At 68.6% G+C, this 15,081-nt stretch carries 12 protein-coding genes; 5 read left to right on the plus strand and 7 right to left on the minus strand.

Going from position 1 to position 15,081, the window contains the following annotated elements:
- The first annotated feature begins 91 nt into the window (after positions 1–91).
- Complete coding sequence (locus VG502_RS07825) at positions 92–1,027, plus strand: universal stress protein (RefSeq protein WP_325549472.1); 936 nt, start codon at positions 92–94, stop codon at positions 1,025–1,027.
- A gap of 284 nt (positions 1,028–1,311) precedes the next feature.
- Positions 1,312–3,441 (plus strand): alkaline phosphatase family protein, encoded by a 2,130-nt coding sequence (locus tag VG502_RS07830; protein WP_325549473.1) that lies wholly within the window; start codon positions 1,312–1,314, stop codon positions 3,439–3,441.
- On the opposite strand, the gene VG502_RS07835 is transcribed toward VG502_RS07830, so the two are convergent.
- The 3 genes from VG502_RS07835 to VG502_RS07845 form a co-directional block, all read right to left on the minus strand.
- Entirely contained in the window at positions 3,383–3,970 is a 588-nt protein-coding gene (locus VG502_RS07835) for a maleylpyruvate isomerase family mycothiol-dependent enzyme (RefSeq protein ID WP_325549474.1), read from the minus strand. The genes VG502_RS07830 and VG502_RS07835 overlap by 59 nt on opposite strands.
- Positions 3,967–4,776, minus strand: coding sequence for an ArsR/SmtB family transcription factor (locus tag VG502_RS07840; RefSeq protein WP_325549475.1), 810 nt, complete (start codon positions 4,774–4,776; stop codon positions 3,967–3,969). The genes VG502_RS07835 and VG502_RS07840 overlap by 4 nt, the downstream gene beginning before the upstream one ends.
- 64 nt (positions 4,777–4,840) lie before the next feature.
- Positions 4,841–6,265: a helix-turn-helix domain-containing protein gene (locus tag VG502_RS07845; protein ID WP_325549476.1), complete on the minus strand. Its 1,425-nt coding sequence runs from the start codon at positions 6,263–6,265 to the stop codon at positions 4,841–4,843.
- A 171-nt stretch (positions 6,266–6,436) separates the two neighbouring features.
- Between VG502_RS07845 and prpC the strand changes: the two genes are divergently transcribed.
- The 3 genes from prpC (at position 6,437) to VG502_RS07860 (ending at position 10,094) form a co-directional block, all read left to right on the plus strand.
- The gene (gene prpC, locus VG502_RS07850; protein ID WP_325549477.1) at positions 6,437–7,582 is read left to right on the plus strand and encodes a bifunctional 2-methylcitrate synthase/citrate synthase; all 1,146 of its coding nucleotides are present in this window, start codon (positions 6,437–6,439) and stop codon (positions 7,580–7,582) included.
- A 137-nt stretch (positions 7,583–7,719) separates the two neighbouring features.
- The gene (locus VG502_RS07855; protein ID WP_325549478.1) at positions 7,720–9,225 is read left to right on the plus strand and encodes a bifunctional 2-methylcitrate dehydratase/aconitate hydratase; all 1,506 of its coding nucleotides are present in this window, start codon (positions 7,720–7,722) and stop codon (positions 9,223–9,225) included.
- Positions 9,225–10,094 carry an isocitrate lyase/PEP mutase family protein gene (locus tag VG502_RS07860; protein WP_325549479.1) on the plus strand — a complete coding sequence of 290 codons (870 nt, stop codon included), beginning with the start codon at positions 9,225–9,227 and terminating at the stop codon, positions 10,092–10,094. The genes VG502_RS07855 and VG502_RS07860 overlap by 1 nt, the downstream gene beginning before the upstream one ends.
- A 112-nt stretch (positions 10,095–10,206) precedes the next feature.
- On the opposite strand, the gene VG502_RS07865 is transcribed toward VG502_RS07860, so the two are convergent.
- The 4 genes from VG502_RS07865 to VG502_RS07880 all read right to left on the minus strand — a co-directional run bounded on the left by VG502_RS07865 (position 10,207) and on the right by VG502_RS07880 (position 15,040).
- Complete coding sequence (locus VG502_RS07865) at positions 10,207–10,947, minus strand: transglycosylase family protein (protein WP_325549480.1); 741 nt, start codon at positions 10,945–10,947, stop codon at positions 10,207–10,209.
- 255 nt (positions 10,948–11,202) lie between these two features.
- Entirely contained in the window at positions 11,203–12,705 is a 1,503-nt protein-coding gene (locus VG502_RS07870; protein ID WP_325549481.1) for a threonine/serine exporter family protein, read from the minus strand.
- 39 nt (positions 12,706–12,744) lie between these two features.
- Positions 12,745–14,538, minus strand: a complete 1,794-nt coding sequence (locus VG502_RS07875; RefSeq protein ID WP_325549482.1) for a protein kinase domain-containing protein — start codon at positions 14,536–14,538, stop codon at positions 12,745–12,747.
- A gap of 76 nt (positions 14,539–14,614) precedes the next feature.
- A complete protein-coding gene (locus VG502_RS07880; protein ID WP_325549483.1) occupies positions 14,615–15,040 on the minus strand; it encodes a CBS domain-containing protein in 426 nt (141 codons plus the stop codon).
- Positions 15,041–15,081: the final 41 nt, after the last annotated feature.

Raw genomic sequence — 15,081 nt, forward strand, 5'->3', positions numbered from 1 at the left:
CGGATTCGGGACCTTTGGCCCTGCGCGCGCAACGACCGGTCGCAGATCCTGAAGTTCTACTGCACCACCAGGACTCGATCGAGGAGGAACCATGACCGGCCACGTCCCAGAAGACGCCGTCGTTGTCGGCGTCGACGGATCTCCGGAGGGCTGGCACGCCCTTCGATGGGCCGCCGACCGAGCAGCGGAAACCGAGCGGCCGCTGCACATCATCCATGCCGAGGGGACGTTGTTCTCCAGCCACTCCCCGGCCGAGGTCGAACCCATCGACAACGTCTGCACCGAGGCTCTCGGCATCGTGGATCACCGCCCACGCCGGCCGGCGGTCACCTGGTCGCAACCGACGGACTCTCCCGTCGCTGCGCTGGTGCACGCGTCCGTCCACGCCGCCGAGATCGTGTTGGGCACCAAGGGCACCGGCTCGGTGCGTGGTGCCGTGCTCGGCTCGGTCACGACACGCGTCTCCGGCGCGGCCCACTGTCCTGTGCTGATCATCCGCGCGGCCGTCACGGAGCGTCAGTCCAGGAGCCCGATCGTCGTGGGTGTCGATCTACGACCCGACGGGGACGCCGCGCTCGACTTCGCCTTCGCGGAAGCGGATCGCAGCGGTCTGCCGCTGGAAGCCGTGCTGTGCTGGCAACTGGACCGGTTGGACTTCGCCAGCGGGATCCCGATGCCGGGCGGCAACATGAAGGCGGCCCACCATCACCACCATGCCCAACTGGACGAAGCGCTGGCCAGGCCGTCGTCGCGGCATCCGGGCGTGCAGGTCATCGCCCGCGACGAATGCGCACCGACGACCGACGCGCTCGTCGAGCACAGTGCCACGGCGTCGCTGCTCGTCGTGGGCACCCGAGGACACCGCGAACTCGCCGGGCTCGTCCTCGGGTCCGTCAGCCAACGGGTGCTGCGACGTGCCCTGTGCCCGGTCGCCGTGGTCGCTCACGCCGCTGCGGCCGTCCACGTCGAGAGCCATGCCGGTGCAGCGGGCTTCGTCGCTGCCCACGACCCGGCGGCGCCGGCCTGATCGAACCGCACGATCCGTCACGACGGACCGGATCAGGTCGGCCGACGAGCCGGCACCAGCCAACCGGTGCCGGCTCGTCGACGTGTCGGCGGAAAAGCTTGGCCCGAACCCGCCCCGCCGGGGTCCTTCCGGGTGGAAGATCAAATGTTGCATCCCTATCCACCGGGACGGCACCTCAGAAGGAGCCATCGATGAAGTTCATTCTGGACAGTCACAGGAAGCTTGGGCTGCGTTGGCGTTGCAGGGAGCTTGCGACTCGCAACGCCACCGCAGGACAAGCCTCAATGCGGACAACGCTTTTCGGTGCCCTCGCAGCAGCAGCCCTCTGTGTCGGCAGCACGTCGCCGGCCCTGGCCGCCGCCCCTGGTCCACACCCTGATCACACACCGGTCTCCGGTTGCCATTTGGCGAACGGCATACAGCACGTCGTCCAGATCGACTTCGACAACGTGCACCTCACCCGTGACAAGCCGAACGTCGCGAGCGACCTCGAGCAGATGCCGGCTCTGCTCAATTTCATGAAGAGCCAGGGCGTCCTGATGACCAATACGCACGACGACCTGGTGCACACCGGCACCAACATGATCTCGAACGCCACCGGCCTCTACCCGGACCGCAATGCGATCACCCAGTCCAACAGCGGCGACCTGTATGACGCGACGGGCACCCCGACCGGCTACTCGTCCTTCTCCTACTGGACCGACAAGCTGACGACCTTCAGTGGGACGACGACCAACCGCTACAACCTGGACTACCTGCCGTCGCGCACGGCACCGCCCCCGGCGCAGAGCGTGAACGTCCCGGCGCCGTGGACGCCGTTCACCGAGGCGGGGTGCAACGTCGGCGAGGTCGGCAGCCCCAACACCGTGCTGGAGAACACCGGCAGCGATGTCACCACGGTCTTCGGGCCGGACTCCCCACAAGCGGCCGAGGCCAAGGCGGATCCGGTCAAGGCGCAGGCCGACATGGTCGGGCTCGCGGTGCACTGCGCCAAGGGCGCCGCGCTCTGCGCGTCGGGCCAGCAGGACGCGCTGCCCGATGAGCCGGGCGGCTACGCCGGCTACAAGGCGCTCTTCGGCAACGCCCAGATCCAGCCGCAGATCAGCCCCGACGGACCGGTGAAGGCCACCGACGGGACCACCATCGCCGACAGCAGCGGCAACCCGGGCTTCCCCGGCTTCGACTCGGAGACCGCGAACAACTCGCTGGGCTACACCGCGCAACTGCTCGAGCACGGCGTCCAGGCGGTCAACCTCTACATCTCCGACGTCCACGGCGACCACACCGCCGCACACACCGGCGACATGGGACCGGGACAGCAGACCTACGAGCAACAGCTCGCGGCATACAACACGGCCTTCCAGGCGTTCTTCGACCGGCTGGCCAAGGACGGTATGACGGCGCAGAACACCCTCTTCACCTTCACCACCGACGAGGGCGACCACTTCGCAGGCAGCGCGCCGACACCGGCGAATTGCACTGGCACCGTTGGCAATTACTGCACCTACGCGACACGCTCGGAGGTCAATGTGAACCTCCCCGGACTGCTCGCGACGCAGCGCGGGAACACCACGCCGTTCGCCATACACTCCGACCCGGCGCCGGCGATCTGGCTGAACGGCAACCCGGACCGGAGCGCGGCACTGACCCGCACCTTCGGTCGGGATCTGGGCGCGCTGAGCTTCACCAACCCCTACACGGGGCGGACGGAACCGGTCGCCTACGACATCGCCGACGCGGTCGAGCAGCGCATCCTGCACTTCGTCAGCGCCGACCCGGCACGCACGCCGACGTTCACCGCGTTCTCCGGTGAGGACTCGTATGTCGGGGGCGGACAGCCCAACTGCAACCAGCCGTGCGTCTACACCACCGGCGCCGGATACGCCTGGAACCACGGCAGTTACTGGCCCGACATGCAGGACATCTGGGCAGGGTATGCCGGGCCGGGCATCTCGGCCCGCGGCACCGACGCCACGTTCACCGATCAGGTCGACATGCGCCCGACGTTGCTGCTCCTGACCGGCCTGCAGGACCGCTACCAGGTCGACGGGGTGCCGGTCCTGCCGATCATCGCCGACTCGGCGTTGTCCCCCGCAGCACGCACCCACCGGGCACAGCTGACGACCGCGGAGGCGGCATACAAGCAACTGGTCGCGCCGACCGGCACGTTCGCGATGCACACCTTGAAGGCGTCCACTGCGGCGATCAAGAGTGACAGTCCGGGAGATGCGCAGTACGCGAAGACCGAAAACTCCCTGAGCACACTGGGATCCGCGCGTGATGCCACGGGCCAGCAGTTGGCCGCCGCCATTCTCGGTGCCACCGAGGGCGGGAGCGCGCAGGCGGTCGGCAGGCTCAGTCAGTTGACGTCGCAGGCATCCCGGCAGCAGGCGCAGGCCGCCGCGATGGGATGACCCCGGCCGGATCCCGGCCCAGGAACGCCACGAGCCGGTCGCTCGCGGTGGCACCCGGGCCGGCCTCGGCCTGCGGTGCGAAGAACTGTTGCCGCAACTCGTCGGTCAGCACTGGACTGACAAGGGCGAGGACGTCGCTCGCCAGATCGTCCGGTAGCGCACGCCCGGGATCGAGATCCCAGGCGTGCGTGGTGAATTCGATCGCGACGTCGCCGGCCACCCGCCTCACGTCGGCGGGATCACCGGCGCCGCCCGCGAGCGCGGTGCGCACATCGGCCAGCGCCGACAGGGTGTCCGCGACCGGATCCACCAACGGAACGAGTTCGGTGGGCAACTCCCGGCGGCCGGTGCGTGCATCGCCGGCAAGAGCGGCCGCCGTTCCGGCGACGTGGGCGAGAACATCGCGCACGCTCCAGTCCCGGCACGGGGTGGAGTGGTCGAGGTCATCCGCGGTCAGCGAATTCACCACGTCCGTCAGGTGATTCATCGCCCGGTCGGCCAGTGCCAACTGGCGGGTCACGGCGGTCACGACTGCTCCGCGGGCATCAGGTCCCACACCTCGGTGGGCAACGGATTGCCGGTCTCCAGCAGCGACTTCAGGTTCGCCAGCACGGCCGGCCAACCGCGGGAGATGCCGCCATACATGCCCATCGATGGCAGGTGCTCGTGGGTCACGGTGAGCCGGACGAGCTCGTCGCCGGGCTCCAGCTCGAAGGTGACCACGGAGGGCTGCTCGAGCTTGTCGCCGGTCGGATCCTCGAAGGTGATCGCCAGCCTGCGCGGCCGGTCGACCTCGAGCACGCGGCCCTCGATGTCGTTCCCCGAGCCGTCCAGCCGCTGGTGCTCCCACGTCGAGCCGGCCGCCCAGTCGGACACGTTGCGATGTGCCCAGTAGGCCGCGGTCAGGTCGGCGTCGGTGAGCGCCTGCCACACCTGGTCGACCGAGGCACGGATGTAGGTGACGTAGACATAGGTGGGAACTGTTGTGGTTGTTGCGGTTTCGCTCATGGCGAGCTCCTCAGCGTTTCGTCGGATGGCGCCGAGCGCGTCGAGGCGCGGTCGGTCGAATGCCGAGATCCAGCGATCGCGGATCTCGTGGATGGGCGCCGGGTTGAGGTAGTGCAGTCGTTCCCGACCGCGGCGCACGACGGTGACCAGGTTCGCCTTGACCAGCTGGTCGAGGTGCTGGGTGACGGACTGGCGCGCCATACCCACGTCGGTGCACAGGTCTCCCAGCGTCTGCCCGTCGGTATGGCGCAGCCGGTCCAGCAGCAGCCTGCGAGTGGGGTCCGCGAGCGATTTGAACACTGCTTCCTGGTCCGGTTCGATCACCATTCCAATATGCAGGTATTTACCTGCATATGTCAACAGCGCTGTCACCGGGCCGGATCACACCGGGTCAGTCCTGTTCGGACTCGTGCATGTAGGGGTAGAGCTGCCCGCGGTTCTCGTCGATCTGCAGGGTGCGCCCGGCGAACGGGAACGCCCGCTGCGGGCAGGCCGGACGCTCGCAGACCTTGCAGCCCATCCCGATCTGGGCACGCAGGGTCCGGTCCTGCAGATCCAGCCCGGCGGAGTAGACAGTCTGGTCGGCATAACTCAGATCGCAACCCATTCCGATCGCGAATGTCTTGTGCGGAGAACGGAATCCGGCACTCCCGCTGCTGACCGTCCGGGCGATCCACAGATAGGCGCGCCCGTCGGGCATCTCGGCGATCTGCCGCAGCACCTGGCCGGGCCGGCTGAATGCGTCATACACCGTCCACAGCGGGCAGGTGCCGCCACTGCGGGAGAAGTGGAACGGCGTCGCCGACTGCCGCTTGGACAGGTTGCCCGCCCGGTCCACGCGGACGAACGCGAACGGGATGCCCGAATCCCCCGGCCGCTGCAGGGTGTTCAGCCGATGGCACACCGTCTCGAAGCCGACGTCGAAATCCTCCGCGAGCTGCTCGATGTCGTAACGCACCCGGCGGGCCGCGGCCAGGAACGCGCCATACGGGAGGAGCACGGCGCCGGCGAAGTAGTTCGCGAGGCCGATCCGCGCCAGCCTGGTGGTCACCGGATCATGGAACGGCGCGGTCTCGACGACCTGGTCGATCAGGTCCGAGGCGACGACCAGCGCCAGTTGGCTGCCCAGCTGGAACGCCTTCTGCGACGGGCGCAGCTCCTGCGCCACCCGCACCGTGCGCGTCTGCGGGTCGTAGCGACGTTGCCCGCCGACCTCCGACCGCGGCGCCTCGGCAACCTCGATCTCCAGGGCTGTCAGGTGGTTTCGCAGTTCGTCATACCGACGGCGAGGCTGTATGCCGAGCTGCTTCGCCAGCTCCTCGGCGCGCACGTCGAGCGCGTCGAAGTAGTTGTGATGGACCGAGAAGAAGTCGCGCACCGCCTCATAGGGCATCGGTGGCGCGAGCGGGTCCTCACGGTCCGCACCCAGCCGCGTCTCCAGCGCCTCGATCCGCTCCCGGTCAGCGCGGCGGCCCGCGGCCAGATCGAGCAACGCCGACGCTACCCCCGGCAGTTGCTCGGCGACCAGCCGGACCTCCGCCATCGACAACGCCCGCAGTTCCGCGTGCTCGGCGAAGGAGTCGACCAGCGCGGCCGCCGTGCGCGCCTCGGGCTGGACCGTCAGCCGCTGGGCGTCGATGCCCAGCGCAGTGGCGATCCGCATCCGCAGGTCGGGTGTGAGGACGCGATTGTTGTGCTCGATCTGGCTCAGGTAGCTCGGCGAGATCGCGAGTTGTCGCGCGAGCGCCGCACCGCTCAGCCCCGCGTCGACCCGCGCCCTGCGCACGACGAAACCGGCGTACTCACCCGTTGCCATGAGGCTCGTTCAGAATCAACTTCATGCACCCATCTTCACAAACTTCACAAACTGCGTCGAGAAACTGTCCGAACTTCGCAGACCGGTGCGGGTGCCGGTCGGCCCGGCTGATTGCTTATCTTGTGAAGGTAGAAGATCCCGCCAGCTTCATCGACAAGGAGAGCGCCCCTCATGGCTGACACCAAGCCGAAGCCCAAGAAATCCGTGGCACTGTCCGGTGTGCCGGCAGGCAACACCGCACTGTGCACCGTCGGCCAGCACGGCAACGATCTGTCCTACCGCGGCTACGACATCAACGACCTCGCCGAGAACTGCAGCTTCGAGGAGGTCGCCCACCTGCTCATCCACGGCACGCTGCCGACCGTCGCTCAACTCGAGACCTACAAGGCGCAGCTGAAGGCCAAGCGCTCGCTGCCGCTCGCCGTACGCACCGCGCTCGAGGCGCTGCCCGCCGCCAGCCACCCGATGGACGTCATGCGCACCGGCGTCTCGGTCCTCGGCTGCACGCTGCCGGAGAAGGACGACCACAACGCCGCCGACGCCCGCGACATCGCCGACCGGCTGGTCGCCTCGCTCGGGTCGATGTTGCTCTACTGGTACCACTGGAGCCACAGCGGCCGGCGGATCGACGTCGAGACCGACGACGATTCCATCGGCGGCCACTTCCTGCACCTGCTGCACGGCACCGAGCCGACCGACGAGCAGGTCCACGCGATGAACATCTCGCTCAACCTGTATGCCGAGCACGAGTTCAACGCCTCCACGTTCACCGGTCGAGTCATCGCCGGCACCGGGTCGGACATGTACTCCGCGATCACCGGCGCGATCGGCGCCCTGCGCGGACCGAAGCACGGTGGCGCCAACGAGGTGGCGCTCAACATCCAGCAGCGCTACGCCACGCCGGACGAGGCGGAGGCCGACATCCGCGAGCGCGTCGCCAACAAGGAGGTCGTGATCGGCTTCGGCCACCCCGTCTACACGATCTCCGACCCGCGCAACAAGATCATCAAGAAGGTCGCGCAGAGCCTGTCCAAGGGCACCGGTGACGAGCGGCTCTTCGCCGTGGCCGAGCGCATCGAGTCGGTCATGTGGGACGCGAAGAAGATGTTCCCGAACCTCGACTGGTTCAGCGCGGTCAGCTACCGCGCCCTCGGCGTGCCGACCGACATGTTCACCCCGCTGTTCGTCATCTCCCGCACCACCGGCTGGGCGGCGCACGTGCTCGAGCAGCGCGTCGACAACAAGATCATCCGGCCGAGCGCCAACTACGTCGGCCCCGACGACCAGAAGTTCGTCCCCCTGGCCAAGCGGCGATAGTTTTGGCTCGACCCCCTATGCCGAATGACGGCTCTCTCGCCGAGTGACGGTCAGATTGCGCCGTCATTCGGCGAAGAAGCCGTCATTCGGCGCAGGTTCTTTGCTTCAACCCCACGATGAACGATTGGCGACATACCTTGTCCAGCAGTGAAACCAACACCACCACAACGAATTCCGCGACCAGCGGCCGCGCCTGGGACGACGTGCTCGTCGACATCGTCGACTACGTCCGCGACTACAAGATCGACTCCGAGCTCGCGCTGACCACCGCGCGCAACATCCTGATCGACGCGCTCGGCTGCGGCTTGGAAGCACTCGAATACCCCGCAGCGACAAAGCTGCTCGGCCCGATCGTGCCCGGCACGACCGTGCCGAACGGCGCCCGCGTCATCGGCACCAACTACGTGCTCGACCCGGTGCAGGCAGCGTTCGACAACGGCGCCCTCGTGCGCTGGCTCGACTTCAACGACACCTGGCTGGCCGCCGAGTGGGGCCACCCGAGCGACAACTCGGGCGCCATACTCACGGTCGCCGACTGGATCTCCCGCGAGCGCGTCGCGCGCGGCGAGGAGCCGCTGACGATGCAGGCGGTCATCGAGGGCATCGTGAAGGCACACGAGATCCAGGGCGTCATCGCGCTCGAGAACTCCTTCAACGCAGTCGGACTCGACCACGTCATCCTGGTCAAGGTCGCCAGCACCGCCGTCGTTTCCACACTGCTCGGCCTGAGCCGCGAGCAGACGCTCGCCGCCGTGTCCCTGGCGTTCGTCGACGGCCAGTCCCTGCGCACCTACCGGCACGCACCCAACGCCGGAAGCCGCAAGAGCTGGGCGGCCGGCGACGCGTGCAGCCGCGCCGTGAAGCTGGCCCTGATGGCGCAGACCGGCGAGATGGGCTACCCGACCGTGCTGACCGCACCGACGTGGGGCTTCTACGACGTCAGCTTCGGCGGCAAGCCCTTCACCTTCCAGCGGCCATACGGCTCGTATGTCGCGGAGAACGTCCTCTTCAAGATCAGCTACCCGGCGGAGTTCCACAGCCAGACCGCTGTGGAGGCCGCACACACGCTGAAGGACAGGATCGAGGCCGCCGGCAAGACGATCGACGACATCGACGAGGTCACCATCCGCACCCACGAGGCGTGCATCCGGATCATCGACAAGCAGGGTCCGCTGACCGGCCCGGCCGACCGCGACCACTGCATCCAGTACATGGTCGCCGTGCCGTTGATCTTCGGCCGGCTCACCGCCGGCGACTACGAGGACAGCGTCGCCGCCGACCCGCGGATCGACACGCTGCGCGCCAAGATCCACTGCGTCGAGGACCCGCAGTTCACCAAGGACTACCACGACCCGGAGAAGCGCAGCATCGCCAATGCGCTCACCGTGAAGTTCACGGACGGCACCTCGCTGGACGAGGAGGTCGTCGAGTACCCGATCGGGCACCGTCGCCGCCGCGAGGAGGGCCTGCCGCTGCTGGAGGCGAAGTTCCGCCGCAACCTGGCCCGTCGTTTCGACGAGGCCCGGCAGCAGGAGCTCGCCGACGTGTCGCTCGACCAGGCCAAGCTCGCGGCCACGCCGGTCCACGAGTATGTCGACCTCTTCGTGACCGCTGAGAACGACTTCGGACCGAAGGAGAAGTGATGGAGGCGTCGACCAAGCAGCAGTTGAAGGCGCTGGTCCAGGAGCGTGCCGGCGTTGTCGTGCCGGGGGCGTTCAATGCGTTGTCCGCCAAGGTGATTCAGGACCTGGGCTACCGGGCGTCATACGTGACCGGCGCAGGTGTGACCAACATGTCGCTCGGCCTGCCGGACCAGGGTTTCATGGGGCTGGCGGAGATCGCCGACCACACCGCGCGCATCCGCGACGCTGTCGACCTGCCGCTGCTGGTCGACGCCGACACCGGCTTCGGCAACGCCCTCAACGTTCGTCATACGGTGCGGGTGCTCGAGCGCGCCGGCGCCGACTGCATCCAGTTCGAGGACCAGGTCAGCCCGAAGCGGTGCGGCCACTTCGACGGCAAGTCGGTCATCGGCACCGACGAGGCCGTCAACAAGATCAAGGCCGCCGTCGACGCGCGCACCGACGAGAACCTGCTGATCATGGCGCGCACCGACGCGGCGGCCGTGCACGGCTTCGAGGCCGCGGTCGAGCGGGCCCGCCAGTTCGGCGAGGCCGGTGCGGACATCCTCTTCGTCGAGGCACTGACCGACCGCGAACAGGTCCTGAGCCTGCCCGGCATGGTCGACCAGCCGCTGCTCGCGAACCTCGTCATCGGCGGCAAGACGCCGCTGGTGTCGGCACCGGAGCTCGCCGAAGCCGGCTACGGCATCGTGCTCTATGCCAACGCCGCGCTGCAGGGCGCGGTCTTCGGCATGCAGAACGCGCTGACCGCGCTGCGTGACAACGGCCGGGTCACCGAGGAGGACAACCTGGTGGTCGGCTTCGCCGAGCGGCAGCGCCTGGTCGACAAGCCGATGTGGGACGCCCTCAACGACCGCTACAGCAGCTAGCCCCTCACCTCTTCACCGAGAGGACACCATCACACCGAGAGGACACGTTATTCGGCCCGTTTTGGGCCGAATAACGTGTCCTCTCAGTATGTTTCGTGTCCTCTCGGTGGGATCACATGCCCCGGGAGTTGAGGTAGGCCTGCATCGCGACGGCGGTCCGGTAGTTGAGGTGGCTGGCACCGTCGCGGGGGACGCCCAGGAAGCGCTGCACCGCCGCGGTGGTGACCGGGCCCATGACGCCGTCCTGGTGCACACCCAGCCGTGCCTGCAACGCGATGATCGTCCGTGCGTTGTACCGCATGGCGCCGTCCTGCCGTATGCCGAGCCAGTGCTGCGTCGAGGCAGTGGTGAGCGGGCCCACGATGCCGTCGAGCACCAGCGCTCGGTGCTGACCGCGCGACGGCGGCGGCGTCGGGTTCGGGTTGGGCGCGGGGTTGGAGCCGAGATCGACCCTGACGGCCAGTCCGTTGGCCCGGGTCAGCCCGGCCTTCTTGGAGCAGACCGGCCAGGCACCGGGGCCCTGCACGCGCAGGGTCGCCTGGGCGACATAGATCTGCTGGTCGCGTGTTGCGTACTGGGCGCTCGAGGCGAACCTGCCACCGCCGAATCCCTGCCAGGTCGACTTGGTGAACTGCAGGCCTCCGTAGAAGCTGTTGCCGCTGTCGATCGACCAGTTGTTGCTCGACTCGCAGCTGGCCACGCGGTCCCAGACGTTCCAGGGCGTGTCCGCCTTGGCATGCCCGGCTGCGGCCAGACCCGCTCCGACCGTGGTGGCCGAGGCCATCACGGCGCCCATGGCGCGTCGGCCGGCGACCGACGGGCGATCCGTCTTGTGACGCGGTGTGTACGGCAAGGTGCTGTCCTTTCCTGACGAAAACCGGGCTCGCGCCAGGCTCGATCGGTGCCTTGAAGCGTCCCGCACGTTACGGGATTGACGGATGTGACACAAGGTGTGAGTGTGACTCGTGAGCACATTGCAAGTCGCCACGCGGAGACGCAAGGTAAAATTACATCGATGTAGTTCCCAGTGCCTGCCACGAATCCGCGGGTGATCGCCGCGGAGCGCACAGGCCGTCGCATCCGGCCGGAAATTTTTGTCGCCGGCGACTCAGCGGCGCCGTACCCGCCGGCGGTGCAACGCCTGCCGGTCCAGCGGCGCCGACATCACGTCGCCCATCACCACGCCGGTGCTGATCGCCAGCGCCACGGCGGCCGCACCCATCAGCGTGCTGACGGCGTTCGCCTGCGTCGTGACGGAGGTGCCGACAATGCTGCCGGACACCGCGTCATACATGCCGCGGAAGATGCGCAGACCAGGAAGCAGTGGCGACACCGCGGGCACGACCAGCACCAGCGCCGGTGCGCCCAGCCGAAGCCCGATCAGGCGACCGAGGATGCCGATGGCGATGGCCGCGACGGCGATCGAAGTGGTCGCGCCGAGCCGGAAGCCGCCGAGGCCGAGCGAGCTCGACAGGCCGCCGGACAGGAACAGGCCGACGGCTCCGAGCAGGCCGGCCGGCAGCAGGTGGCGTGGCTGCACCCGAGCGGTGACCGCGCTGCAGGTGGCGCCGATCGCCCCGCAGATCACCCGGAACCAGAGCACTGCCGGCTCGTCCCCGAACGACAACGCCCGGGGCGCGGTGAGCTCGAGGTTCAACGCCTTGTCCATCCGCAGCGTGAGCGACAGGCCCGCGGCGATGCCGACGATGATGCCGGCGGTGGAGAGGAAGACCGTGAGCAGCCGGCCGGCGCCGGTCACGGGGTAGCCGGTGATCGCGTCCTCGACGGCGGACGCCATCGCGCGGCCGGGCAGCAGGACGACGATGCCCGCCGCGACGGCATACGCGAAATCCGTTGCGGGCATGTGCAACCCGAGCCACCCGTGGATGCCGATCAAGTAGCCCAACCAGGCCAGCACCACCGACACGGCACTGCCCGCCGCGGCCGAGTAGAAGGAGGGCACGGCGCGCTTGCCCAGCCAGCGACCGATGCGGTCGACCAGCAGCGCCGACACGATCGCGACGACGATCGCCATGGCGTGACCACCGAGCAGCGCACAGACCGAGCCGGCCAGCCCGGCATACCCGAGACCCACCAGCCAGCGTGGGTAGAGCCGCGAGCTGCGCTGGATGCGACGTAGCTTGCGGGTCGCGTCCTCGACGTCGTCGATGCCGCCGGACACCAGCTCCTCGACGAGCCCGTGCACCGCCGTCAGCCGGGAGAAGTCACGTGTGTTGGAGCGGACGACCCGCAGCAGGGTGACCGGCACTCCGGCCGGTGTCGGCGCCTGCACGAGCAGGGACTGGTTGGTGATGTCGACCTCGAGGCGGCGCAGGCCGGCCGCCGCCGCGACCGCGACCACCGCGGCCTCGACATCACGGGTGCCGGCTCCGCAGCGCAGCATCAACTCGCCGACACGCACGGCGAGCTCGAGGGCGCCACGAACGGCCGCCTCCTGCTCGGGTGCCTCCATCGTGCGTGGATCACGGTATGGCGTGTGCCGCAACGAGTCGGCGATCGGCAATGGCTCGGTGACCGGCTCACCCTGCAGAAACCGCAACCGGCCGGAGACACGCATGCCGCCGGGATCGGTGTCCTGAACCTCGTCCACTCGCTCAGCCTAGGACCGTCACCCGGCGCACGGTATGCGTCAGCTGAGGATCTGCTGATCGAGCGACGGCAGCTGCGCCAGCGCGAGCTGCAGTTTCAGGCTCGAGTCGCTCGGGATCGGCCACCAGGTCGCGCCGGACGAGAGGTGCGTGAGCGCGAAGACCACTCCCAGCACCGCGATCACGACGCACAACGCGACGATGATCCGGGTCAGCGGCTGCCCGCGCACGACACCGCGCACCATGCTGCGCGAACCACGTCGCAGCGGTATGCCGCCCGGTCCCCACCACATCACCAGGGCACCGATGAGCACCCCGACGGCCAGCGGCAGTGGCCTGCCGACATAGACCGAGTCGTTTTCGGCCATCGAGTAGATCAGGGCGACGGCGGCCGCCGTACAGCCACCGACGAAGGCCGGGATCAGCACCGTCAGCAGCGTCGCCAGCGCGGCGACGACGCCGTGCCATGGCGACGTGATGGCCGCAACGAAGGTGTCGGACTTGCGCGGCCCGGAGCTGTAGCGACGCAGCACCATCGAGGTGATCGTCTTGTCGCACCAGCGGGCCGCGATGGCCCAGAGCACCAACAGTGTGATGCCGACCGTCGGCAGCACGGCGCTGATGCCGGCGAGCGCCGCGACGATCGCCGCGAGGGTACCGGTGCGTGACGGTTGGCCGATGCGCGGGTCCGGTGGCGGCACGAATCGTCCGGGTGCGGTGGACGGGACCGGCCGGTCGGAGTGGTCGGCGGGGCGCACCACGTGTCCGCCCGGTGCGGCGCCGAGTCGTTCGGTCGGGTCGGGCCGTGCCGGGCGCACGGCCGGGCGATCGAAGCGCTCGGTGTCCGGTGCCGGGCCGGCGGCCAGTTGCTCGGTGACCGGCTTGCGTCGGTCGGCACGGTCGGCCGGTGGGCGGCGCTGCGCGAGCACCGGGATCTCGCCGGTGTCGCCGCCGCCGGCGAACACGTCGAGGGCGGTCAGCACCTCCGCCGCGGCGGGACGCCGGGTGGCGTCCGGGTCCAGCGCGGCCTCGAGCAGCGGCCGCAGCCGTGGGTCGACGCCGCTCAGGTCGTACTCCCCGCGGCATACGCGATCCAGCACCACGGGCATCGGACCGCGGCCGAACGGGGCACGACCGCTGGCGGCATACGCGAGGGTTGCGGCCCAGCCCCACCAGTCGGTGGCCTCGCTGACCTCGTCGCCCTCGACGATCTCCGGGGAGAGGTAGCCGGGCGTGCCCATCACCAGCCCGGTCGAGGTGAGGCGTGAGTCGTCGGCGACGTGCGCGATGCCGAAGTCGATCAGCACCGGGTCGTCCCCGACCATCAGGACGTTCCCCGGCTTGAGATCGCGGTGCACGATGCCCGATCGGTGTATGGCGCCCAGCGCATCCGCGAGCCCACGACCGAGCCTGGCCAGCCGGGCTGCGCCGAACGGCCCGTCGTCCTCGACCACTTCATCGAGCGCCGCCCCGGGCACGAAACTGGTGACGAGGTAGGGGTTCTCGCCGTCGACGTCGGCGTCCAGGAAGGAGGCGACGTGCGGCGATTTCACCCGCACGAGCGTGCTGACCTCCCGGCGCAGTCGCTCGCGAGCGCCCCGGTCGTGCGCGATGTGAGCGCGCAGCACCTTGACGGCAACCGCCTGACCATCGGCGTCGAGCGCCTTGTAGACGACACCCATGCCGCCCTCGCCGATCTTGCGGATCAGCTCGTAGTCGCCGATCCGGTCCTGATCGGCCCGCCGGTCGCTGTCATCGGCGGCCTGGATCATCGGCAGCCGGTGCGTGCCACTCGCCCCGGGTGTGCCGGGGTGCGAGCGACGATCTGCAGTCATGAAGTCCACGGTATGCGACAACGAACGAGACGCCGCGCACGCTTCACGACGTGGCGAAAACCACGGCTGGCAAACTCTAGGAGGTGATGTAGGACTCCAGCTGGTCCCGCTCGCCCTGCAGCTCCTCCAGCCGGAACTTGACGATGTCACCGATGCTCACGATGCCGACGAGCTTGTCGCCCTGGACGACGGGCAGGTGACGGAACCGGTGCTCGGTCATCGACGCCGCCAGCGAACTCACCTCGTCACCCGGCGAGCAGGTGATGACCTCGCTGGTCATCAGGGTTGATACGGGCTTCTCGAGCAGGCCCTCGGCCCCGCCGGGCAGCGCACGCACGACGTCACGCTCGCTGATGATCCCGGTGATCGCTCCGTCGTCCACGACCACCACCGCACCGATGCGGTGGTCGGCGAGGGTCTGCACCAGCTCGCCGATCGTCGTGTCCGAGGTGATCGTGACGACGTCCGATCCCTTGCCCTTGAGCAACTCTTGGATGCGCATGTTCCACGGTAACGCCCACGACGCCGCCGTGGCCATCATCG

The organism is Flexivirga sp. (assembly GCF_035551235.1).
Classification (GTDB): Bacteria; Actinomycetota; Actinomycetes; order Actinomycetales; family Dermatophilaceae; genus Flexivirga.

What these genes read in the sequence shown, in the direction of transcription:
- VG502_RS07825 (WP_325549472.1), top strand. Translation starts at nt 92, where the DNA reads ATGACCGGCCACGTCCCAGAAGACGCCGTCGTTGTCGGCGTCGACGGA.
- VG502_RS07830 (WP_325549473.1), top strand. Translation starts at nt 1,312, where the DNA reads ATGCGGACAACGCTTTTCGGTGCCCTCGCAGCAGCAGCCCTCTGTGTC.
- VG502_RS07840 (WP_325549475.1), bottom strand. Translation starts at nt 4,776, where the DNA reads ATGGTGATCGAACCGGACCAGGAAGCAGTGTTCAAATCGCTCGCGGAC.
- VG502_RS07845 (WP_325549476.1), bottom strand. Translation starts at nt 6,265, where the DNA reads ATGGCAACGGGTGAGTACGCCGGTTTCGTCGTGCGCAGGGCGCGGGTC.
- prpC (WP_325549477.1), top strand. Translation starts at nt 6,437, where the DNA reads ATGGCTGACACCAAGCCGAAGCCCAAGAAATCCGTGGCACTGTCCGGT.
- VG502_RS07860 (WP_325549479.1), top strand. Translation starts at nt 9,225, where the DNA reads ATGGAGGCGTCGACCAAGCAGCAGTTGAAGGCGCTGGTCCAGGAGCGT.
- VG502_RS07875 (WP_325549482.1), bottom strand. Translation starts at nt 14,538, where the DNA reads ATGACTGCAGATCGTCGCTCGCACCCCGGCACACCCGGGGCGAGTGGC.
- VG502_RS07880 (WP_325549483.1), bottom strand. Translation starts at nt 15,040, where the DNA reads ATGCGCATCCAAGAGTTGCTCAAGGGCAAGGGATCGGACGTCGTCACG.